General features: G+C 67.6%; 21 protein-coding genes. 10 read left to right on the top strand and 11 right to left on the bottom strand.

Going from position 1 to position 20,324, the window contains the following annotated elements:
* Nucleotides 1-10: 10 nt before the first annotated feature.
* The 4 genes from BJ987_RS22825 to BJ987_RS22810 all read right to left on the bottom strand — a co-directional run bounded on the left by BJ987_RS22825 (nucleotide 11) and on the right by BJ987_RS22810 (nucleotide 3,246).
* Nucleotides 11-406: an ectoine synthase gene (locus BJ987_RS22825; RefSeq protein WP_209893693.1), complete on the bottom strand. Its 396-nt coding sequence runs from the start codon at nucleotides 404-406 to the stop codon at nucleotides 11-13.
* Nucleotides 403-1,704 (bottom strand): diaminobutyrate--2-oxoglutarate transaminase, encoded by a 1,302-nt coding sequence (ectB, locus tag BJ987_RS22820; RefSeq protein ID WP_209893691.1) that lies wholly within the window; start codon nucleotides 1,702-1,704, stop codon nucleotides 403-405. Before ectB ends, BJ987_RS22825 begins: the two co-directional genes overlap by 4 nt.
* Nucleotides 1,701-2,198 (bottom strand): diaminobutyrate acetyltransferase, encoded by a 498-nt coding sequence (gene ectA / locus BJ987_RS22815; RefSeq protein WP_245367391.1) that lies wholly within the window; start codon nucleotides 2,196-2,198, stop codon nucleotides 1,701-1,703. Before ectA ends, ectB begins: the two co-directional genes overlap by 4 nt.
* Nucleotides 2,199-2,535: 337 nt before the next feature.
* Nucleotides 2,536-3,246: a response regulator transcription factor gene (locus BJ987_RS22810; RefSeq protein ID WP_209893688.1), complete on the bottom strand. Its 711-nt coding sequence runs from the start codon at nucleotides 3,244-3,246 to the stop codon at nucleotides 2,536-2,538.
* Nucleotides 3,247-3,589: 343 nt separating this feature from the next.
* On the opposite strand from BJ987_RS22810, the gene BJ987_RS22805 reads away from it, so the two are divergent.
* Nucleotides 3,590-8,458 carry a cation-translocating P-type ATPase gene (locus BJ987_RS22805; RefSeq protein ID WP_209893686.1) on the top strand — a complete coding sequence of 1,623 codons (4,869 nt, stop codon included), beginning with the start codon at nucleotides 3,590-3,592 and terminating at the stop codon, nucleotides 8,456-8,458.
* Between the two features lie 207 nt (nucleotides 8,459-8,665).
* Here the strand turns inward: BJ987_RS22805 and BJ987_RS22800 are convergent, their stop codons facing one another.
* From BJ987_RS22800 to BJ987_RS22780, 5 genes are all read right to left on the bottom strand, one after another.
* Nucleotides 8,666-9,067 carry a hypothetical protein gene (locus BJ987_RS22800; RefSeq protein WP_245366092.1) on the bottom strand — a complete coding sequence of 134 codons (402 nt, stop codon included), beginning with the start codon at nucleotides 9,065-9,067 and terminating at the stop codon, nucleotides 8,666-8,668.
* Nucleotides 9,068-9,418: 351 nt separating this feature from the next.
* Nucleotides 9,419-10,204 (bottom strand): RNA polymerase sigma factor SigF, encoded by a 786-nt coding sequence (locus BJ987_RS22795; protein WP_209893683.1) that lies wholly within the window; start codon nucleotides 10,202-10,204, stop codon nucleotides 9,419-9,421.
* Nucleotides 10,194-10,577: an anti-sigma factor gene (locus BJ987_RS22790; RefSeq protein ID WP_307869723.1), complete on the bottom strand. Its 384-nt coding sequence runs from the start codon at nucleotides 10,575-10,577 to the stop codon at nucleotides 10,194-10,196. The genes BJ987_RS22795 and BJ987_RS22790 overlap by 11 nt, the downstream gene beginning before the upstream one ends.
* Before the next feature lie 178 nt (nucleotides 10,578-10,755).
* On the bottom strand, nucleotides 10,756-11,382 hold the full coding sequence (locus BJ987_RS22785; RefSeq protein ID WP_245366091.1) for a PAS and ANTAR domain-containing protein: 627 nt from the start codon (nucleotides 11,380-11,382) through the stop codon (nucleotides 10,756-10,758).
* 141 nt (nucleotides 11,383-11,523) lie between these two features.
* Nucleotides 11,524-11,958: an STAS domain-containing protein gene (locus BJ987_RS22780; protein ID WP_209893676.1), complete on the bottom strand. Its 435-nt coding sequence runs from the start codon at nucleotides 11,956-11,958 to the stop codon at nucleotides 11,524-11,526.
* Between the two features lie 493 nt (nucleotides 11,959-12,451).
* On the opposite strand from BJ987_RS22780, the gene BJ987_RS22775 reads away from it, so the two are divergent.
* The gene (locus BJ987_RS22775; RefSeq protein ID WP_209893672.1) at nucleotides 12,452-13,687 is read left to right on the top strand and encodes a glycosyltransferase; all 1,236 of its coding nucleotides are present in this window, start codon (nucleotides 12,452-12,454) and stop codon (nucleotides 13,685-13,687) included.
* Here the strand turns inward: BJ987_RS22775 and BJ987_RS22770 are convergent.
* On the bottom strand, nucleotides 13,684-14,208 hold the full coding sequence (locus tag BJ987_RS22770; protein ID WP_307869722.1) for a DUF6328 family protein: 525 nt from the start codon (nucleotides 14,206-14,208) through the stop codon (nucleotides 13,684-13,686). The two genes, BJ987_RS22775 and BJ987_RS22770, sit on opposite strands and share 4 nt — an antisense overlap.
* Nucleotides 14,209-14,301: 93 nt before the next feature.
* On the opposite strand from BJ987_RS22770, the gene BJ987_RS22765 reads away from it, so the two are divergent.
* The 7 genes from BJ987_RS22765 (at nucleotide 14,302) to BJ987_RS22735 (ending at nucleotide 18,354) form a co-directional block, all read left to right on the top strand.
* Nucleotides 14,302-14,892, top strand: a complete 591-nt coding sequence (locus BJ987_RS22765; RefSeq protein ID WP_209893669.1) for a nucleotidyltransferase family protein — start codon at nucleotides 14,302-14,304, stop codon at nucleotides 14,890-14,892.
* Nucleotides 14,893-15,156, top strand: a complete 264-nt coding sequence (locus BJ987_RS22760; RefSeq protein WP_209893666.1) for a BON domain-containing protein — start codon at nucleotides 14,893-14,895, stop codon at nucleotides 15,154-15,156.
* Between the two features lie 5 nt (nucleotides 15,157-15,161).
* Nucleotides 15,162-15,908, top strand: a complete 747-nt coding sequence (locus BJ987_RS22755) for a metallophosphoesterase family protein (protein ID WP_209893663.1) — start codon at nucleotides 15,162-15,164, stop codon at nucleotides 15,906-15,908.
* A gap of 109 nt (nucleotides 15,909-16,017) precedes the next feature.
* The gene (locus BJ987_RS22750) at nucleotides 16,018-16,302 is read left to right on the top strand and encodes a hypothetical protein (RefSeq protein ID WP_209893661.1); all 285 of its coding nucleotides are present in this window, start codon (nucleotides 16,018-16,020) and stop codon (nucleotides 16,300-16,302) included.
* Nucleotides 16,303-16,361: 59 nt separating this feature from the next.
* The gene (locus BJ987_RS22745) at nucleotides 16,362-16,745 is read left to right on the top strand and encodes a hypothetical protein (protein WP_245366090.1); all 384 of its coding nucleotides are present in this window, start codon (nucleotides 16,362-16,364) and stop codon (nucleotides 16,743-16,745) included.
* A 25-nt stretch (nucleotides 16,746-16,770) separates the two neighbouring features.
* Nucleotides 16,771-17,094: a hypothetical protein gene (locus BJ987_RS22740; protein ID WP_245366089.1), complete on the top strand. Its 324-nt coding sequence runs from the start codon at nucleotides 16,771-16,773 to the stop codon at nucleotides 17,092-17,094.
* A gap of 276 nt (nucleotides 17,095-17,370) precedes the next feature.
* Nucleotides 17,371-18,354 (top strand): glycosyltransferase family 9 protein, encoded by a 984-nt coding sequence (locus tag BJ987_RS22735; RefSeq protein ID WP_209893655.1) that lies wholly within the window; start codon nucleotides 17,371-17,373, stop codon nucleotides 18,352-18,354.
* Between the two features lie 81 nt (nucleotides 18,355-18,435).
* Here the strand turns inward: BJ987_RS22735 and mbp1 are convergent, their stop codons facing one another.
* Entirely contained in the window at nucleotides 18,436-18,684 is a 249-nt protein-coding gene (gene mbp1, locus BJ987_RS22730) for a microaggregate-binding protein 1 (protein ID WP_209893652.1), read from the bottom strand.
* 127 nt (nucleotides 18,685-18,811) lie between these two features.
* On the opposite strand from mbp1, the gene BJ987_RS22725 reads away from it, so the two are divergent.
* A complete protein-coding gene (locus BJ987_RS22725; protein WP_209893649.1) occupies nucleotides 18,812-20,317 on the top strand; it encodes an FAD-dependent oxidoreductase in 1,506 nt (501 codons plus the stop codon).
* Nucleotides 20,318-20,324: the final 7 nt, after the last annotated feature.

The raw sequence follows: 20,324 nt of genomic DNA, 5'->3' as shown, positions 1-20,324 counted from the left end.
TCTACCTCCCTCAGTTGCTCGCGACGGCGACCAGTGGATAGACGCCGTTCTCGTCGTGGACCTCCTGCCCGGTGACCGGCGGATTGAACACACACATCATCCGCATCCGGGTGCGAGTCTCCAGACGGTGCTTCTCGTGTCCGTCCAGCAGATACATCGAACCCGGGCCGAGCGGGTAGGTGACGTTGTTGTCGAGATCGGTGAGCGTGCCCTCGCCCTCGATCAACCACACCGCCTCCACGTGATTCTGGTAGTGGAAGACATGCGTGGTGCCGGCCTCGATGGTGGTCTCGTGAAAGGAGAACCCGACCCCGTCACCGCCGAGGATGATGCGCTTGCTGCGCCAGCCCTCGTCGGCGACATCGCGATCGGTGCCGGTGATCTCCTCGGTGGTGCGGACGATCACTGATTGCCTCCCTTGTCCAGGTGATGCAGGCGCTGCCAGCCGGTGCACACCGTGTCGATGGCACCGGTGAGCAGGTGCAGGCCGAGGTCGAGTTCCTCGTCGGTGATGGTCAGCGGCGGCAGCAATTTCACGACCTCGTCGCTGGAGCCGGAGGTCTCCACCAGCAGCCCGCGTTCGAAAGCGACCTGGGTGACCTTGCCGGCCTGGGACGGATCGTCGAAGGCGATGCCCTGCACCAGACCGCGACCGCGGGTGGACAGACCCGGGAAGTAGTCGGCGACCTGGCCCAGCGCCTCGCCGATCCGCACCCCCTTGGCTTCGGTGGACTGCTGCAGGGCGTCATCGGCCCAGTAGTGCGACAGCGCCGCCTCGGCCGTGATGAAGGCCGGGTTGTTGCCGCGGAAGGTGCCGTTGTGCTCGCCCGGCGACCACACGTCGTGCTCGGGCTTGAACAGCACCAGCGCCATCGGCAGGCCGTAACCGCCGATCGACTTGGACAGCGTCACGATGTCCGGGGTGATGCCCGCGACCTCGAAGGAGAAGAACGGGCCGGTGCGCCCGCAGCCCATCTGCACATCGTCGACGATCAGCAGGATCTCCCGCGCCGCGCACAGCCCGGCCAGGTGCCGCAGCCATTCCGGGCGCGCGACATTGACGCCGCCCTCACCCTGCACGGTCTCCACGATCACCGCGGCGGGACGGTCGAAGCCGGAGGAGGAGTCGTCGAGCACCCGCTCCATCCACTGGAAATCCTGGGTGGTGTTGTCGAAGTAGCCGTCGTAGGGCATGTGGGCGGCATGCACCAGCGGCACGCCGGCACCCGCGCGCTTGGCCGCATTACCGGTGACCGACAGCGCACCGAGCGTCATGCCGTGGAAGGCGTTGGTGAAGCTGAGCACCGTCTCGCGGCCGGTGACCTTGCGGGCCAGCTTCAACGCCGCTTCGACCGCGTTCGCACCGGTCGGGCCGGGGAACTGCACCTTGTAGTCCAGGTCGCGCGGCCGCAGGATGGTGTCGCGCATGGTCTCGAGCAACTTGCGCTTGGCCGCGGTGGACATGTCCAGGCCGTGGGTGATGCCGTCACCGGCGATGTAGTCCAGCAACGGCTGCTTGAGCACGTCGTTGTTGTGGCCGTAGTTCAGCGCACCGGCGCCCGCGAAGAAGTCCAGGTAGTCCTTGCCGTCCTCGTCGCGCAGCCAGCTGCCCTTGGCGGTGGTGAACACCGTGGGCCAGGAGCGGCAGTAGCCACGGACATTCGATTCCAGCTCTTCGAAGATGGTGGTTTCAGCGGTGATCACTTGTCGGCCTCCGGCTTGATAGGGGCGATCTCGATAGGGGCGATGCGATACAGGTCTTCGGCTTCGTGGCTGTCCGGGAACAACTCCGGATCGAACATCGGAGACTTGGTGATCTGCGCACCACGACGACGCGCCACCGAGCTGAACATCGCGATGGAACCCGGGTTGTCCGGCGCGATGGTCGTCTCCAGCACCGAAACCCCGTGGGGAGCAACGGTGTCGAGCAAGTGCTGAATCAATGCGGTGCCGGTGCCGAGGCCCTGCTGGGCCTGCTCGACCGCCACCTGCCACACGAATACCGTGTCGGGCGATTCCGGCCGCAGGTAGCCGATGACGAATCCCACGACTCGGCCGTCGACCTCGGCAACCACCGAGGTACCGGTGAAATCGCGACACCACAGCAGGTAGGCGTAGCTCGAATTGGTGTCGAGCACTTGCGAATCCTTGGCGATTCGCCAGATCTGCGCGGCGTCGCCGACGCGCGGAGCGCGCATAACCGGTGCGGCGAGCCGGTCGATTTCGGCCGCCGTTCGCGACTGTTCACCAGGTCGCTCGAAATGGTCGATGCCGTCGTCGAGCGTGGGCAAGGTTGGGGTGGACATACATCTCCCTCTTCGGGTCTGCAGTACTTACACAGCCTTACGACTGAACTTTGCGGTGATCTTGTCGAACTCTTTGCGGTTGTATTACGAAGAGATCACAACGCCTGGTAAAAGGGCATAACGAAATAAACCTCAGCACAAAACATTTCGTAAGATCCCCGTCATCTCGGCGCAGGACGGGATCGCGGTATGTGCCCCGGATCCCGGCGTCCGCCGCAACGGCGGCGGGTCAGGTTTGCAGATCCAACCGGTATCCCAGGCCGCGCACGGTAACCACGATGCGGGCGTGGGAAGGATCGCGCTCGATCTTGGTGCGGAGGCGGCGGATGTGCACATCCACGATGCGTTCGTCGCCGAAAAAGCCGTCGTCCCAGACGCGTTCGAGCAACAACGCGCGCGACAGCACCCGTCCCGGCGTCTCGGCGAGCTCGCACAGCAGCCGGAACTCGGTGATGGTGAGGTGAATCTCCTCTTTCCCCCGCCGGACCGCACCGGAATCGGGCGCAAGGACCAAAGGCGCCTCGGGGTGCGCGTCGAGCACGATCTCCTTGGGTGCGTCCCGCTCGGCGGTCAACCTGGCCCGGCGGCGCAGCGCACGCATACGGGCGGAGATCTCCTTGATCTCGAACGGCTTGGTGACGAAATCGTCGGCGCCGGCTTCCAGCGCGGCTACCACATCATGGGTGTTGTCCCGGGAACTGATCACGATGATCGGCACGTCGTGTTCGCGGCGGATCTCCCGGATGCAATCGAATCCGTCCATATCGCCGAGCATCAACTCGACGATCATCACATCCGGTGCACCTTTGCTACGCAGATAGGACAGTGCGTCCTCGGCCTCTTGCGCCTCGGCAACGTCGTAGCCTTCGTCCTCCATCGCCAGGCGCAATTCGCCCCTGACTTTCTCGTCCTCGTCAACGATCATCAAGTTGGTGCTCAAAAGGTCCTCATCCCTTGCCAGAGCGGACCCGCGCACAGTACGGAAATTCGCATCCCCATACCGACGCGACGTTCCGCCTTCAAGCAACTTGCCAACCTCCGGGATACCCGAACCAACCGTTCGGTAAACCCCTGGTAGGAGGCTGGGTTAGCCGCTGGCTATCCCCAACCCTTCGCCTTTACCCACCCGAAAAGCAAGTCGACGGTGAGCTTCGACACAATCCTCGAGACCCGGGAACGCAGCTCGAGCCGCCCGGTCCGCGCGGACCCGCGACACGAAAGACGAGTATCGGCACCGCCTTTCGTGTCGGTTTGCCGGATGCGCCGCTGGGTAGCTGTCGGATATGGGCTTCTCACTGCGCAACATGGTGTCGGAAACGCTTCGGGGCGGTTCGCTGTTCGCGCTCGGCATGGGCTTGAAAGTGGCCGAAATACCCATACACGCCTTGGAGTCCGGGGTGAAGGCCGCAGCGCACGGTATGGAAGCCTTTACACCCGAGCACCTGCGCGCGGACCTGGCCGCACTGGTGGACCCGAGCCCCGAGCGCACGCAACGACGAGTGGCCGTGCACGAGGATCGCGCGTCCGTCGAGGTGCACGGCCTGGCCACCGGTAAGCACGCGGTCCTCACCCGGGAATTGGACCGCGAGCTCGAGCGGCTCGGATCGGTGCGGGACTGGAAGGTCAACACCGTCACCGGGCGCTTGATCGCCGAACTGAAACACGGTGAAGAGGACCTTCAGGAACTGCTGCACGTCATCGAGCAGGTGGAGGACAACGCCGACGTCACCGATATCGGCTGGAGCCGCCGCACCGAATTCCCCGCCGATCGAGAACCATTGCTGGCGGCGGGCATTCAGGTCGCGGGCGACCTCGCGGCGATCGCGGTGTCGACCGCGGGACTGGTACTGCCGTTCCAGCCGCCGCTGCGCGCCTTGCGCGGGGCCGCCGCCGTCATCGATACCCAGCCCCGGGTCCGTCGCCTGCTCGAAGCTCGATTGGGCCGCACCCGGGCCGATCTCGTCCTCGCGCTGGCCAACGCGATCGGCAACGCGGCCGGCGGCGAGGCCTCGGAGAGCCTGGCGAATCTGCTGGTCGATACCGTCCAGCGCACCGCTACCCTGACCGAAGCCCTCACCCGGCACAACCTGTGGCGGAGCTGGGAGGCGGAACTCGCGTCCGCGCACAGCCCCGGCGTCGCCGATCCGCTGCCCCCGCACACCCGGCCCTGCGAACTGCCTCCCGGTCCCGTCGAGCGGGTCGCGGATGAGACGGCGGCGGGTGCGTTGTTCGGCGCGACCGCGTTCGCCGGAAACGCCAGAGCGTCCGAGGCTGCCGACGCATTGCAACTGGGCGCGCCGAAGGCGGCGCGCGCGGCGCGCGAAGCCTACGCCGCGACCGTTTCCACCACGCTCGCCCGCGCCGGTGTGCTGACCCTCTACCCGGCGGTGTGGCGGCGACTGGACCGGCTGACCACCATGGTGATCGACGGCGAGGCGCTGTTGACCGCACGGCGGGTGGTCCTGGAGGTCGAAGCCCTCGATCCGCGCTGGCGCGACGGTACGACGAACTCCGAAGCGCCCGAGGACGAGCAGCGCGCCGCCGCACAGGTGTGGAGTGCGGCCCAGCGATTGCTGCGCGCGGCCGAGCACAAAGGCCGTTCGGACACCGAAGCGTCCGCTGCCGACGACACACATGAGAACAACCGCACCGCCGCACACGAGAGCGGACAGCGTTTGCGTCTCGTGCACCCCAACAGCGGCACACCCGACCGTGGCGCGACGCTGCGACCCGCATGGCGGGAATTGCGCGACGGTGATCGCCCTGTCGGACGGGTGCTGGTCGGACGCGAGCTGGATCGGCGCGCGCACGCGGTGCTGACCGCGGCACGCAATGCGGGTTTGCGCGTGGTGCTGTCCGCGGGCGAGGACGTGGCCGAATTGCGCTCCCTGGCGGACGAATTCCTCAATGTCGGCATCTCGCTGAGCAAATACGTGCATCAACTGCAAGAGGACGGGCACGTCGTCGCGGTACTCAGCCCGCGCGCGCACAAGGCGCTGGCCTGGGCCGACGCCGGAATCGGGCTGTGCGGCAAGGAGGACTCCACGCTTCGGCTGCCGTGGAGCTCGGATGTGGTGTGCCGGGATCTGAGCCAGGTGCAGCGCGTGCTCGCCGCCGTCGCACCGGCTCGGGCCACCAGCGAACGCGGCCGGGCGCTCGCTCTGTCGGGCTGCGCGCTGGGTGCGCTATTGCTCGCCACCGGCCCCGGTCGGCGCGGGCGCACCTCACCGATGCTCACCGCCCAGGTGCTCGGCCTGGCCAATGGCGCGTTCAGCGGTTGGCAGGCGGTACGCGGCATGCCGTCGACCACCCTGGCTCCCCTGCTGCCCTGGCACGCACTGCAACCCGACGAAGTCCTGTCCCGGCTGCCCGACCCGCTGCCGGTGGCCGAGCGCACCGCACCGAAACAATCCCACCGGGAACGAATCCTGCAACCGCTGGCTCCGGCCCTCGCATTCGGCAAACATGTCCGCGACGAGCTGGCCGATCCGCTGACCCCCATCCTGGGCGTCGGCGCCATCGCCACCGCCATCCTCGGTTCCCCCTCCGACGCGATCCTGTTGTCCTCGGTCCTCACCGTCAACGCCGTGATCTCCGCGCGCCAACGACAGAAGGCCGAAAGCGCGCTGCACGAGCTGCTGGCCGGTGAAGAACTCACGGCACGGCTGGTCGACCGAAACGCGTTGAGCGCCACAGCGGCATCTGTCCCCGACCGTGAGATCGCACATGACACCAGCCCGCACCCGATCGCGACCCTGGAAAAGCGCGACAGTTCCCCGGTCCGCTCGGACAGCGTGGCTGCGATAGCGGCAGCGTCCGGCGCGACCGCAGACGGCGGCGGATCCGGTTCGGAGGGAACACCATTGCGTGTCCGAGACCTGGAGGAACTGGACCTCGGCAATGGTGCGCTCGCGGGTCAGGAGGTGCCCGCGCGGCAGTTGACCATCGGCGACCTCATCGTGCTGCGCGGCGGCGATGTCGTCCCCGCCGACGCGCGGTTGCTCGTTTCCGATGATCTGGAGATGGACGAGTCCGGGTTGACCGGCGAATCCGTCACTGTGGCGAAACAACTCGATGCCACGCCGGGCGCGGATCTCGGTGATCGTGCGTGCATGGTGTTCGAGGGCAGCACCGTGGTGAGTGGTTCCGCACTCGCGGTGGTGGTCGCTGTGGGAGCGGAGACCCAGGCCGGGCGGGCGACCGCCGGCGCCATCCCGCCGGAGAAGGGTGGCGTCCAAGCGCAATTGCGCCGATTGACGCAGCGGGCGCTGCCGCTCACCCTGGCGGGGGGCGCCGCGGTCACCGCACTCGGTGGTCTGCGAGGCCGGACGTTGCGCACCGCGATCGCCGACGGTGTCGGGGTGGCGGTGGCGGCGGTACCCGAGGGTCTGCCGCTGGTGGCCACGGTCGCGCAGCTGGCGGCCGCGCGGCGGTTGTCGCGCTACGGAGTGCTGGTGCGCGCCAGCCGGACGGTGGAGGCGCTGGGCCGGGTGGACACCCTGTGTTTCGACAAGACCGGCACGCTCACCGAGGGCCGGCTGCGCCTGACGACCCTCGCCGATCTCGACGAGCAGTGGGAGCCCGATGCCGAGGCCGACAGCGCGCGCCGGTTGCTGCGCGCTGCCGCACGCGCCTGCCCCGACCCCGCCGACGGCCCGGTGCTGCACGCCACCGACCGCGCCGTGCTCGAGGCCGCCGACATCCTCGGCGACGACGCGCACAAGTGGGATCCGATCGACGAGATCCCGTTCGAATCCAATCGGGGCTATGCCGCGGCCCTGGGCCAGACCACGCGCCGGCTGCGCCTGGTGGTGAAGGGCGCGCCCGAGGTGGTGCTTCCCCGCTGCACCAAGATCCGCACCGCTGACGGGAAACAGGAACTGCCGCAAGAACTTCGGGACAAGGCCGAGCAGGTTGTCCGCGATCTCGCCGAACAGGGATTGCGTGTGCTGGTGGTGGCCCGGCGCGATCTGTCCGACCGTCCCGACGATGTCGAGGGCATGATCGGCGAACTCACCCTGCTGGGCTTCCTCGGCCTCGCCGATACCCCACGCCCGCAGACCCTCCCGCTGGTAAAGGCGTTGCAGGACAACGACATCAGCGTCCGGATGATCACCGGCGACCATCCCGTCACCGCCGCCGCCGTAGCCCGCCAGCTCGGCATCGACGCCGACGAGGTCACGACCGGTGCTGACCTGGACCGGCTCGACGATAAGGCGCAGACCGAACTCATCGAGCGCAGCACCGTGTTCGCACGGGTCACCCCCGAGCAGAAAGTGCGCATCGTCGCCAGTCTGCGCCGCGGCGGTCACGTCGTCGGCATGACCGGGGACGGTTCCAACGACGCGGCCGCCATCCGCACCGCCGATATCGGAATCGGTTTGGCCGCACACGGTTCCGCCGCCGCCCGCAATGCCGCCGACCTGGTGCTCACCGATCCGGACCCGACCGCCCTGCTGCACGCCCTGGTCGAAGGCCGCGGCATGTGGCAGCGGATCAACAACGCCGTGGGCGTGCTCGTCGGCGGCAACGCGGGCGAGGTCGCGTTCACCTTGTACGGCACCGCCGTGGCCGGGGCCGCGCCGCTGGGCACTCGCCAATTCCTGCTGGTGAACATGCTGACCGACATGTTCCCCGCGCTGGCGTTGGCGCTGTCTCCGGACCGCAACCGCCCAGATCCCGGCATCGACTCCGCCCGCGCCGCCGAACACCGCGCGGCCCAGCTCGCCGAGATCCCGCCCGCCAGCCTCGGCGCGGAACTGGCCCGCACCATCGCGGTCCGTGGAATCGCCACGGCCGCAGGCGCTTCCGGCGCCTGGACAGTCGCCCGCTGGACGGGCACCCAGCGCCGGGCCGCCACCGTGGGCTTGGTCGCCCTGATCGGCACCCAGCTGGGCCAGACCCTGCTTTCCGGCCGCACCAGTCCCCTCGTCTGGGCGACCACCGCCGCCAGCGCCGGCGTACTGGGCGTCGTAGTCATGACCCCGGGCCTGTGCCACTACTTCGGATGCACACCGCTGGGTCCGGTCGGTTGGAGCATCGCCACCACCTCGGCGGTAGCGGCCACCGCGGGCGCGGCCTTGCTCCCACACATCCTGCCCAGCATCGGTGCGGATACCGAGACCGACGCCGATACCGACGCAGGAGCCTGAGCAACCGATCCTGGTCCTGTGGATCCCGCCGTTTTGCCGGGATCCACAGGACCGCAGTAGGTTTGGCGCTTCCCGCATCACACGCCGACAACCGCAGCCTCCCCCAGCAGGACGACGAAAGCGGGGCCCGCGATCGTTCGATCACGGGCCCCGCTCGTCGATAACTGGTCAATAAGACAGCTTCGCCACCCGCCTCAGCGGGGCAGCTCACCACCACTCGTCGCGTGGCGGCTCCAGGCGGTTGAAATTGCTCGGGCTGCCGTCGGGCCGTTTCTCCTGGTACAGGAACCGGAAGTGGCGTGCGTCGAAGGTGTCGAACCACTTTTCCCATTCCACCGGCTGCAGGATCGCACCGCCGTAGCCGGGGAAATCGAAGCGGAGGTTGTTCAGTCGCCCGTTGTATTCACTGAACGGGGTGGTGGCGGGCCGGGCGCCGCGCTGTTCCGCCCATCGGCGGATGACCTCGTGATTGCGGGTGACCAGGGTGCGGTCCGCGCGGTCCGGCTGTTCGGTCGGGGAATTTATTTGCTGTTCGGGATTCAGCGTCCGCGAATCGCCCGGTCCTGGCTGCGGATTCCGGCCGACCGGTCGTCGCCGGCGGTCCATCACGACCCCTCCTTAGTGCCCTGAGCGGTGGTTGCGGTTCTCTTTCAGATACCCGATGGTAAAGCGCGGCAAACCGGGCGCTGACAGTTAGCTGAATTTTCGTCCGCGGTTTGCGCCCGGCGGGCTGGGTAACCGCACCTCATGACCGCTACGCCGATGAACCATCCCGGGCTTACCCAGCCGCCCCTTCCGGAGCCTGATCCGGTGCCGCCGTACCCCGCGCCCGATCCGTATCCGGAACCGAATCCGGTTCCCCCGCAACCGCCGGACCCGAGCCCGGTGCCGAACCCTGATGATCCGCGTCCCCCGCTGCCGCCCGTGCCGGGGCCGCCGCCGGTGCCCCGATAGCGCGCTTCAGTCGCGCAGCGCCTGTTCCCGCAGTGCGGTAAGGGTTTTGGACAGAATTCTCGACACGTGCATCTGGGAGACGCCCAGTACCTCGGCGATCTGGGTCTGGGTCTTGTTCTCGAAGAACCGCATGATCAGCACTTGGCGTTCCCGCTCGGGCAGATCCTCGATCAGCGGTTTGACCGCCATGAAGTCCTCCACCAGATGGTAGGACTGCTCTTCCTCGCCGAGGCTCTCCAGCAGCGGCAGCGGGGCATTGTCGATATCGTCGCCGGCCACCGCGTCGATGGACTGGGACTGGTAGGCATTGCCCGCGATCAGCGCCTGGGTGACCTCGACCAGATCCACATCGAGTTCGGCGGCGATCTCCCGGGCGCGCGGCACCCGGCCCAGCCGCTGTGACATCCGTTCGATGGTGGGTCCGATGCTGAGCTGAATCTCCTTGACGCGCCGGGGGACTCGTACCGCCCAGGTGTTGTCGCGGAAGTGCCGGCGGACCTCGCCCATGATGGTCGGGACCGCGAAAGCCAGAAACGAGGACCCGCGGCTCACATCGAATCTGTCGGCCGCCTGCACCAAACCCAGGCGCGCGACCTGCAACAGATCATCGAAGCCTTCGCCACGTCCGGAGAACTTCCGCGCGATGTGCTCGGCCAGGGGCAGGCAACGCTCGATGAGCTCTTCTCGCATGGGTTCCCGGCGCGGGTCGTCCGGATCCAGAGCGGCGATCTTCTCGAAAAGCGGTTCAATATTGTCGTAGCTGTCACCCGGGGATTTCGACTCACCCGTCATCTGCCACTCCACGCACCCAACTGAAGTCGACCGTGGTCGGGAAGCCGCCCACGGTCGCGTCGAACGGTTCCTGCACGGCGGCAATGGAAGCCGTCAGAGTCCGTACGATGTGCCAGCCGAAACCGGCCTGCCCGACCACCGCCTCGGAGGACGAGATCGAGGCGACGTGCACGAACATCTGCCGGTCGTCATAGGTGAATTCGCAGTCCAGCGTGGACTCGGGGACCGCCTCCATGATCAGCGAGGTGGCGACCTCATCGAGGGCGAGCCGGATGTCGGTGACCTCATCGAGCGCGAAATCGGCTATGAGAGAAACGGTTTCGGCGAGGGCACGCAGCATGGTGAGCTGTTCGAACTGAGCGGGTAACCGCACCCCGATCGTCGTCGTTTTCGTTGAGGATCGGGAAGTCCACTCCCCCATTGCCCATCACCACCTTGTTCGCGTCGCCGGTTGCGCGGTCCGGCCACCGGGCACAGCCCGCCATGCACCTACCGCGACGTTCCTCACGGTGCCGCTTACCCGGTGAATGCCTGCGCAAACCCGAACCTGGTCAGCTGCCTGCCTGAATACGCTCGTGCGCGGTCAGCAGCAGATGATCGAACTCGGTGCGCATATGCACGGTCGAGTGGACCATCGAGCCGATATCGGCGACCAGTTGCGCGGCCAGCGCGCGCAGCTTCACATTGGTTTCCTGCGAGCGCCAGCTGAGCACCTTGAACGCCTGCTCCGGGCTGATCCCGTAGACCAGCATCAGCGCACCTTTGGCCTGCTCGATGACCGCGCGTGCCGCGTAGAGCTCGGGCAGGGTGTCGTCGAGGGTTTCCTGCCGGTGTTCCTCGAGTGTGCCGGTAACGTCGATGTAGTAGCCGGCCGTGCCGACGAGCTCGCCGTGCTCGCCGATCATCCGGTCGGCGACGACGATGACGTGGTGCACAGCGCCGTCGGTGTCGATGATCCGGTGGCGACTGGAGAACGGTTCGCCGTGCTCGACGGTCTTGGCCAGCGCGCTGGCGACCTGAGCGCGGTCTTCGGGATGTTTGTGGGCCAGCAGCAACTCGGTGGTGGGCGTGACGGTGCCGGGCGGGTAGCCGTGCATCACGGCCACTTCGTCGGACCACTCCCAGCGCTCGTCCGCGAACCAGAACCGAAAGTTGCCGACACTTTGCGGCTTGCCCATTCCGATCACACGGTTCAGTGCGACGGCATCCTCGGAAGCCGTCCCCGATTCGTGAACCGATCCACTCTCCATCACAGCGCCAGTATGCGTGGCGTGCGCCTTACGGGCGAGTGGATCGGCGCGTTCGGGGACCAACGTCATCTAAGCGTCGAGAGCCGCCCGCATCGACGGGTAATAGCCGAACATAGGCCGGACGCCGGTGAGTTCGAAGGCCCGCTCGACATCGCGGCGACCAGCCACGATCCGCAGGTCGACCCCGTTGCAGGCGGCGCGCTGCCGAACCGCGCCGAGGTCGGCGGCGGCCCGCAGACTCACGAAGCGCGCGGCCCGCAAATCGATGACCACCGCGGGGGCGCCGGTGTCGATCGCGTTGTCGAGGGTTGCGCGAAACTCCGGATAGACCGCGGCATCGAGCTCGCCTTCGACCCGCACCACCACGCTTCGTCTGCGGCGGTCGACCCGTTGGGCCCACATTCGGCTGTGATGGAACCGCGACGTCGATGTGTCGTCGGTAGCGCCGTTGGTAGACACGTGCGCACCGTCTCCGACGTGCAGCACGACTGCATCCGTTGGCATGACATACCTCCCACGATCAGGGGGGATTCTCCGGTTCGCAGCAGATGCGGCGCCTGCGGGAAGTGAGCGGCGAAAGTGGGGAGTACCTCACCCGAGGGACTCACGTCGCAACGCTCCCGCCGACCTAGCACCGAGCGTCTCCTCATCGAGGCGGTCGCTGTGAACCGGGGTCGGCTGTAGTCTCAACCTTTCCCTAGTCTGGCACGCCCGCTCGGTTCTGTACACCGAACCGGCCCGGCAGGACGCCCGGCCGGTGGGGACCTCCCCTTTTCCGGATGCCGGTAGCCAACGGACGCGTCGCCGACCTCGGCGCTGCCCGAAACCGCGCCGCGCGTATTCGCTCAGCTGCTCGTCTGGTGACGCCAGTCGCGCACCGCCTCGCGCCGCCCCTCACCCGCCTTATCCCCCCGCGCGCCGGGCATGCCCGGGTTTGCCGCCGCAGTTCACGGGCATAACCGCCACAGATCGCTTGCGCCGTTGATGGGAGTCCGCCGTGAAGATCGCGATGGTGGCCGAATGTGCTTCTCCGCTAACCGAACTCACCGGCGGTACGGCCAGTGGCAGGTCAGTTTCCGTGGCGGCGCTCGCCGCGGCTCTGGTACGGGCCGGGCACGAGGTCACGGTCTACACCCGTCGCCAGGATCCGCATACTCGCTGCGAGGTTCCCGCCCGTGAAGGCTATCGCGTCGTGCACGTACCCGCCGGGCCGCCAACACCTTTGGCTCGTGATCAGATCCTGCCGCACCTGGGGGAGTTCGGGACCTTCCTGCGCAAGCACTGGGCGCTGCGGAGACCGGATGTGGTGCACGCGCACTTCTGGATGTCGGCGCTGGCCGCCGAATTGGCCGCGCGCTCACACGGATTGCCCGTGGTGGTGTCCTTCCACGGACTCGGCACGGTGAAGCGGCGGTTCCACGGATTGGCCGATACCAGTCCGCGTCCGCGCATCCGTTTCGAACGGCTCATCGCCACCCGGGCCACCCAGGTGCTGGCCACCTGTACCGACGAAGTGGTCGAGCTGTCCCGGATGGGCGTACCGCGATTCCGGATCTCGGTGGTGCCCGGCGGCGTCGATCTCGGCACCTTCACGCCGGACGGCGGGGCCGCCACCCGGCGGCAGCCGCATCGGGTGCTGGCGGTAGGAAGACTGGTGCGCCGCAAGGGATTCGACCTCGCGGTACGCACCCTGGCCGAACTGCCGGACACCGAACTGGTGATCGCGGGTGGCGCGATCGGCGACGACCTCGACGACGACGCCGAAACCCGCCGGCTGCGCCGACTGGCGGTCGATTACGGTGTGGCGGAACGGTTCCGGATGCTGGGGCCGGTATCGCACAGCGCCATGCCGCGGCTCTACCGCTCGGCCGACGTGACGCTGTGCACGTCCTGGTACGAGCCCTTCGGGCTGGTTCCGCTGGAAGCCATGGCCTGCGGTACTCCCGTAGTCGCCACCGCGGTGGGCGGCATGCTCGATACCGTCGTCGACGGCGTCACCGGACGACTGGTCGCGCCACCGGAACCCGCTACCCTCGCGCGTGCGGTGCGCACCCTCTTGGACGACCCGGTACAGCGCCGATCCTGGGGCGCCGCGGGCGCGGAGCGGGTGCGCGAGCGCTACTCCTGGGACCGAGTCGCCGCTCAGACGGTCGCCACTTATGAACGCGCTACCCCGATCCGCAGCACTCCCCTGCACACCGCGCCGATGCCCGCGGTCGCCACCGCTCGCTAGTCCTCCGCCGACGGCGCGGGCCCGGAACGCGCGCGCCAACGCCAGGGCGCGATCAGCCAGGCGACCGCGAACAACAATGCGATGACCACCCCGGCCACCACGCCCGCGTACGCCGCCGCCACGACCACCTCGAAAACGAGGATCACCGCGCCGGTGAGCGCGACACCCAGCAGCGCGACTCCGACCATGGCACACCGATGGGCCGCCGCGACGACGTTGCCCATCCGTCGCCGCCGGAACAGGATCCGGTGCCAGGACACGGGCGCTACCAGGAACACCGTCGCACCGACCGCCGCCGACACGGTGACCAGGTACAGCACCCGTAAGGGTGCGGAAAGGTGCGCGAATCCGGATTGGAACGGCAGGATCAGCAGGGCGCTGATCAGGAATTGGATGCCGGTTTGCACCACACGCAATTCTTGGATCAGGCTTTCCCAATTGCGGTCCAGGCGTTCGGTCTCGGTCTCCGCGCGGGCGTGCGGGAACCGGCCCTCCCCAGGTTGGCCGCCGTGCTCGATCACTGGAACTCCTCCCCTGCTCGATCTCCAGGGGTAAAGGCGGGTATACCCACCTCGAGGGCGATTAACCGTGGAAGCGCCGGGTACCACCGCCCTATGGTTCCGACCACCGAAGAATTGCTGCACGCACTCACCCGTACGGTGACCACCCTGTCCGGCACCGGAATCCGGTTCGCGGTCGCGGGCGGTTGCGCGGTGTATGCACGCGGTGGGCCGGTCACCCACCACGACGTCGACATCTTCGTCAAGCCCGAGGACACCGCCGCGGCCGTGGCCGCACTAGCCGAAGACGGGCTGCGGGTCTCCGACCCCGCCGAAGACTGGCTCACCAAGGTCTACGACGGGGACACCCTGATCGACGTCATCTTCCGGCCGAACAACCGCGATGTCACCGACGAACTGCTGGATCGCGCGGAGGAGTTGCGCATCGGTCCGACGATGGCGCCGGTGGTCAGCGGCACCGACCTGATGGTCGACAAACTGCTCGTGTTCGACGCGCACCGCCTCGACCTGAGCCCGCTGCTGCACATCGCCCGGGATCTGCGCGAGCAGGTCGATTGGCCGGCGGTGCGGGAGCAGACCGAGCATTCGCCCTACGCGCGCGCTTTCCTCGGCCTGCTCGCCGACCTCGGGATCGCCGAGACCGGAATCACCAACGGGGGCAACGAAACCGAGGGAGCCGAGTAGATGGAGACACCGCAATACGTCGTCGCGCATCTGCGCCGCGCACTGGCCGAGGATCCGCGAACGTGCGAACTCGGCATCCACGTCACCATTCGTGGTGAGGTCGTGGTGCTCGGCGGCGAAGTGAGCAGTGTGGAACGCAAGCAGGCCATGGAGACGGTGATCCGGGAACAACTCCCGACCGCGCGGATCCACAACGACGTGCACGTCACGCTGCCGTGTGCCCCCGAGGGCACCGAAAACCTGTCCGCGCCCGAAAGGAGCTGAGCCACATGCGTATCGCGGCCGTCGGTGACATCCATCTGGGCGCGCACTCCGCCGGGGAACTCCGGCCGGTGCTGCGCGAGCTGCCGTTGCGTGCGGACGCGCTGCTGCTGGCCGGCGACCTGACCCGGCACGGCACCGTGGACGAAGCCCGGGTCGTGGCGAACGAGGTCGCCGATCTGGGGCTTCCGGTGATCGCCGTGCTCGGCAACCACGACCACCACAGCGATCAGCAGGACGAGATCACCGCGCTGCTCTGCGACCACGGCATCACCGTGCTGGAAGGCACTTCGGTCACCCTCGACATCGACGGGGAAACCCTCGGCGTCGCCGGCTGCAAGGGCTTCGGCGGCGGCTTCGCGGGCAAGTGCGCCAGTATCTTCGGCGAACGGCTCATGCGCGAATTCGCCGGGCACACCGTAGATGTCGCCGAATCACTGCGCAGCGCGCTGGCCGAGCTGGACACCGACGTGACGGTGGTGCTCACGCACTACTCCCCCATCAGCGACACCCTGCACGGGGAACCGCCGGAGATCTATCCCTTCCTCGGGTCCTACCTGCTGGGCGAGCCGATCGACGAGTTCCAGGTCGATCTCGCGCTGCACGGACACGCGCACGCGGGCACCGAACGCGGCACTACCCCCGGCGGTATCCGGGTCCGCAATGTGGCCGAACCGGTCATCCGGTCGGCGTACGCGATCTACGAATTACAGCCCGCCCGAGACAAAGCCGCCGAACCGCTGGTCATCCACTGAGCCCGAGTTCCGCGCGCGGGTGTATTCGCCCGCATTGATTGACGCTGCCGAACCCGGGTATCGCGCCTTTGCACCTGTTCGACAGTTCGGCCATGAAAAGGAGCCTCCAATGGTTGGCGAGCAAGATTTTCCGGACCATGAACGCACCACCCGCAGCCACGCCGGAGAAACGCTCGAGGACACCCGTAATTGGCCGGGCATCGTCCTGGTCATGCTCGGCATCGTGGGGCTCGCACTGACGGTCACCGCGGCCGGTTACGGCTTCACGGGCTGGGCGATCATCGGCGGAATAGCCACCGTGCTGTGCCTGGGCATCGGCACGTTCCTGGTTTTCGCGGAACACCGCCGGGTGCGTAAGCAGGAAACGCTCGGCTCCGACGATCGCGGGCACTGATGAGCGCCCGGACGTGGTGTTTGTGCACGGCCGCGAGCGCGCTGTTGCTCACCGGATGTATGGATAACAAGCTCGATGACGGCCCGGTCGGCCCCGCTACTCCGACCCAGCCGAAGTTCACCATGACCTTCAATTCCACGACGCCGAAGAGTTCGGACATTCCCGATCCCGATCAGGTCACGCCGGTAGCCGCGAACCAGCTGTGCGGCATGTTCCGCGACGAGCTCGGGGGGTGGCAGTCCCAGGGTTCGGTGCTGGCGCGGGTCGGCTTCAACGGCACCGTGCACAACTGGGCTCTGCGCAACGGTGGTCTGAACGATCTGATCATCCGGGATCGCACCGTGATCGACACCGCCACCATCGCCGCCTGCCCGCAGACCCGCGACGAAGTCCTCGAAGCACTCGATCTCCCCGATCTCGCCTCCGGCCTGGCCGGATTCTGATTCCCTTCAGCCACAGGAGAATTCGATGAATCAACGTATGAGTAGCCTGACCACCGCGGCCGTCTCCGGATTGATCGCGGCCGGCCTGTTCGCCGCGGGTTGTGACGAAGCGGAGAAGGCCGTCAACAAGGGCGGCGACACGCCGTGCAGCGAATTCACCGCGCAGGACAAGGACAAGCAGCGCACGACGGTGGCGAAGTTCCTGGAGCAGGAACAGGGTGGCGATGTGCCCAACGACCAGTCCGTGGACCGTTCCCTCACGGCCATCGAGTTGATGTGCTCGGCCCAGGCCAATCCTGACACCCCCATCCGCAACGCGGATCTGACCGGCATTCTGGTGCCGAAGTAGAGATCTACACCACACCGGCGATTCGCCCGTTTCGGGCGCGTTCGCCGGGATATCTCCGAAATATCGACCGGGTGCTCCCGGCTCGAAGGACTTGCAAGTCGCCGCCTCCGGCCCGCTCGACACCGGCGTCGAGCGTCGAAAACCCGCACCACCAGGACGTTTACGCCCGGGCGGTACGGAGCCGGCGGCCGACTCGCGGGCGGGGACGCCGACGCTGCCGTTCTCGTCCGCGAGTTCGCATGGGCGCCAAAGATTTACCGCCGGGAGGCGTAGCTGATGTCCCCAACCGCCGACGCGGCCGTCACCCTGGTCCTGCGAGCCCGCGGCCTGGGCGGCTTGCTCACCGCACTGCCCGCCCTGCGCGCGTTACGCGCCGCCCGTCCGCATCACCGCCTCGTGCTCGCCGCGCCCGGCTGGTTGCGCCCCCTCGTCGAGATGGCCGGGTGTGTGGACGAGTTGCACGCCACCCCGATCGTGGGTGATCTGCGCTGGAACGCACCGCCCCCGACCAGTGCGGTGAACCTGCACGGGCCGGGGCCCGAAGGACTCGCCGATCTGTACGCCACCGATCCGGAACAACTGATCACCTATCGGCACCCGGAGTTCCCGCTGGTGCGCGGCCCGGCCTGGCAGCAAGAGGTTCCCGAGACCCTGCGCTGGTGCCGGTTGCTCGAATCAGCCGGAATACCAGCGGATCCGACGCGCATCGAGTTGGATCCGCCGACCGAAACGCTGGCTCAGCGCACTCACATCGTCATTCATCCGGGCGCAAACTCACCCGCCCGGCAGTGGCCCGCCGAGCGCTTCGCCACCGTCGCTTCGCGTTTGCACGCCGCGGGTCATCCGGTTCTGGTAACCGGCACCGCCACCGAGCTCGCGCTCGCCCGCCATGTCGCCGAACATGCCGGACTACCCGAAACCGCCGTCGTCGCAGGCGAACTCACGCTGCAGCAGTTGTCCGCCACGGTTGCGGGCGCGGCGCTGGTGATCTGCGGGGACACCGGCGTGGGACACCTGGCCACCGCCTTCGGCACCCCCTCCGTGCTGATCTTCGGCCCGAATTCCCCCGCGTTGGCCGGACCGCCACCCGGACGCGCGGCGCATATCGTGTTGTGGGCCGGGCAGATCGGGGACCCGCACGCGGCGGAGACCGACCCCGGCTTGCTGCGGATCAGTGCCATCGAAGTGATCGACGCCGCCGAGCGGCAACTGAATATCGCGAGGCAGCTACCGACGAGGGAAAACAAAGTCGTCCAGTAACCGAACTCGTCCGGCGAATAAAAGGCCGCCCGGTTCATCGGAACCGGGCGGCCATTCGTTAATCGATACAGTACTCAACAATTACTCTTTGCCCTGCTGATAGGCGCGCTGACGCTTCTCGTCGATGCCTGCTTCCGCACGCTCACGTTCAGCGGCCGCTTCCTTTTTCGCGGCTTCGCGCTGGGATTCGGCCTTGTCCTGCTGGGCACGACCTTCATCGCGGACGTCCTCACGTCCGAAAACGGTGCCGGCAGCCTCCTTGGCCTTACCCTTCACGTCTTCGACGGCGCCTTCGATGCCTTCCTGGGGACCGCTCTTACGCTCGGTCACGATATCTACCTCCGAAATTCGGTTATCAGGTGGACACTTGCCGTCTACCCGCCGGTATGGGCCTCAATCAGGATTCGGAAGATTTCGGCGCAGGTTTCGGTGCGGGGCGATCGGATATCTCCCGCGTATGACGTCACTATGGACGAACGACGCCGAGGTGCCGGCCCGGCTGCGGCTGACCCCGGGACTGCGTTTCGATACCGTCGTGATCGGCGGCGGGATCACCGGGCTGGTGACCGCACTGCTGCTGGCCGAGAACGGCATCGAGGTCGCGGTCGTGGAGGCCCGGCGGGTCGGTGCGGCGGCCAGCGGCCTGAATACCGGAAAGATCAGCCTGTTGCAGGGCACGCGCGCCCAGAAGATCGCCGGACGGCACTCGATCGCCACCCTGCGCGACTATCTCGCGGCCAATCGCGCCGGTCAGGACTGGCTGGTGCGGTTCTGCGCGGAACACAACGTGACCCTGCAGCGCGAGTCCGCGCTGACCTACGCGCAGACCGCCGGGGAAATGAAACAGGTGCGGGCCGAGTACGAGGCGACCCAACAGGCGGGTCTGCCCACCGAGCTGGTCGGCAAGCTCGAGGTACCGTTTCCCGCCCACGGTGCGGTCCGGCTCGCCGATCAGGTGCAGGTCGACCCGATGGCGCTGGTCGCCGCGCTGGCCGCGCAGGTCGAAGCGTATGGCGCGCCGATCTACGAATCCAGCCGCGCGCACGGGGTGCGCAGCGGGCCCGACGGCGATCTCCTCATCGACACCGAGCACGGCGAACTCGCCGCCCACTCGGTGGTGTTGGCCACCGCCATGCCGATCCTCGACCGGGGCGGTTTCTTCGCGCGGCTCGAGCCGCAGCGGTCCTATCTGACCGCTTACCGTGTGCCGCAACCCATTCCGCGCGAAATGATGATCAGCGCCGGTCAGCCGACGAAATCCCTGCGTTACGCCCCCAGCCCGGAGGGTGAACTGCTCATCGTCGGCGGCAACGCGCACGGTGTCGGGCGGACGGATTCGGCGAGCGCGCACGTCGAAGCCCTCGTCGACTGGACCGGGCGGTGGTTCCCCGGGGCGGAGCCGCTGTATCGCTGGTCGGCTCAGGACCACCACCCGATCGCCGAGCTGCCCTATGCGGGCCCCCTGCTGCCGGGCCAGGATCGCATCCTGGTGGCCACCGGGTTCGCCAAGTGGGGACTGACCAACGGCACCGCCGCGGCGCTGGCACTGGCCGGACGGCGCACCGGCAAACCGCCGGCCTGGGCCGAGGTCTTCGGCCCGTGGCAGACGTCGGAGTTGAAGGGCTGGTTCTCCGCTGTGAAGGCCAATGCCGAAGTGGCGCAGCAGATGTCGAGCGGTTGGTTGCTGCGTCTGGCGGGCGGTCCCGGCACGGCGCCCGCCGAGGGCTGCGGCACGGTGGAGCGGCACGGCGTCCACCCCGTCGCGGTGTGCACCGTGGACGGGGCCACCACCGAAGTGTCCGCGGTCTGCCCGCACCTGGGTGGCATCGTGCGCTGGAACGACGCGGAGAAGTCCTGGGACTGCCCGCTACACGGGTCCCGGTTCGCGCCGGACGGCACGGTGCTGGAAGGCCCGGCCACCAAGGGGCTGACGCCGCGGCTGGTCCCCCCGCCGGCGCACTGACGACGCG

The organism is Nocardia goodfellowii, assembly GCF_017875645.1.
GTDB lineage: Bacteria > Actinomycetota > Actinomycetes > Mycobacteriales > Mycobacteriaceae > Nocardia > Nocardia goodfellowii.
Note: the sequence above shows the minus strand (reverse complement) of the source record. Positions and strands in the feature narration are given on the sequence as shown.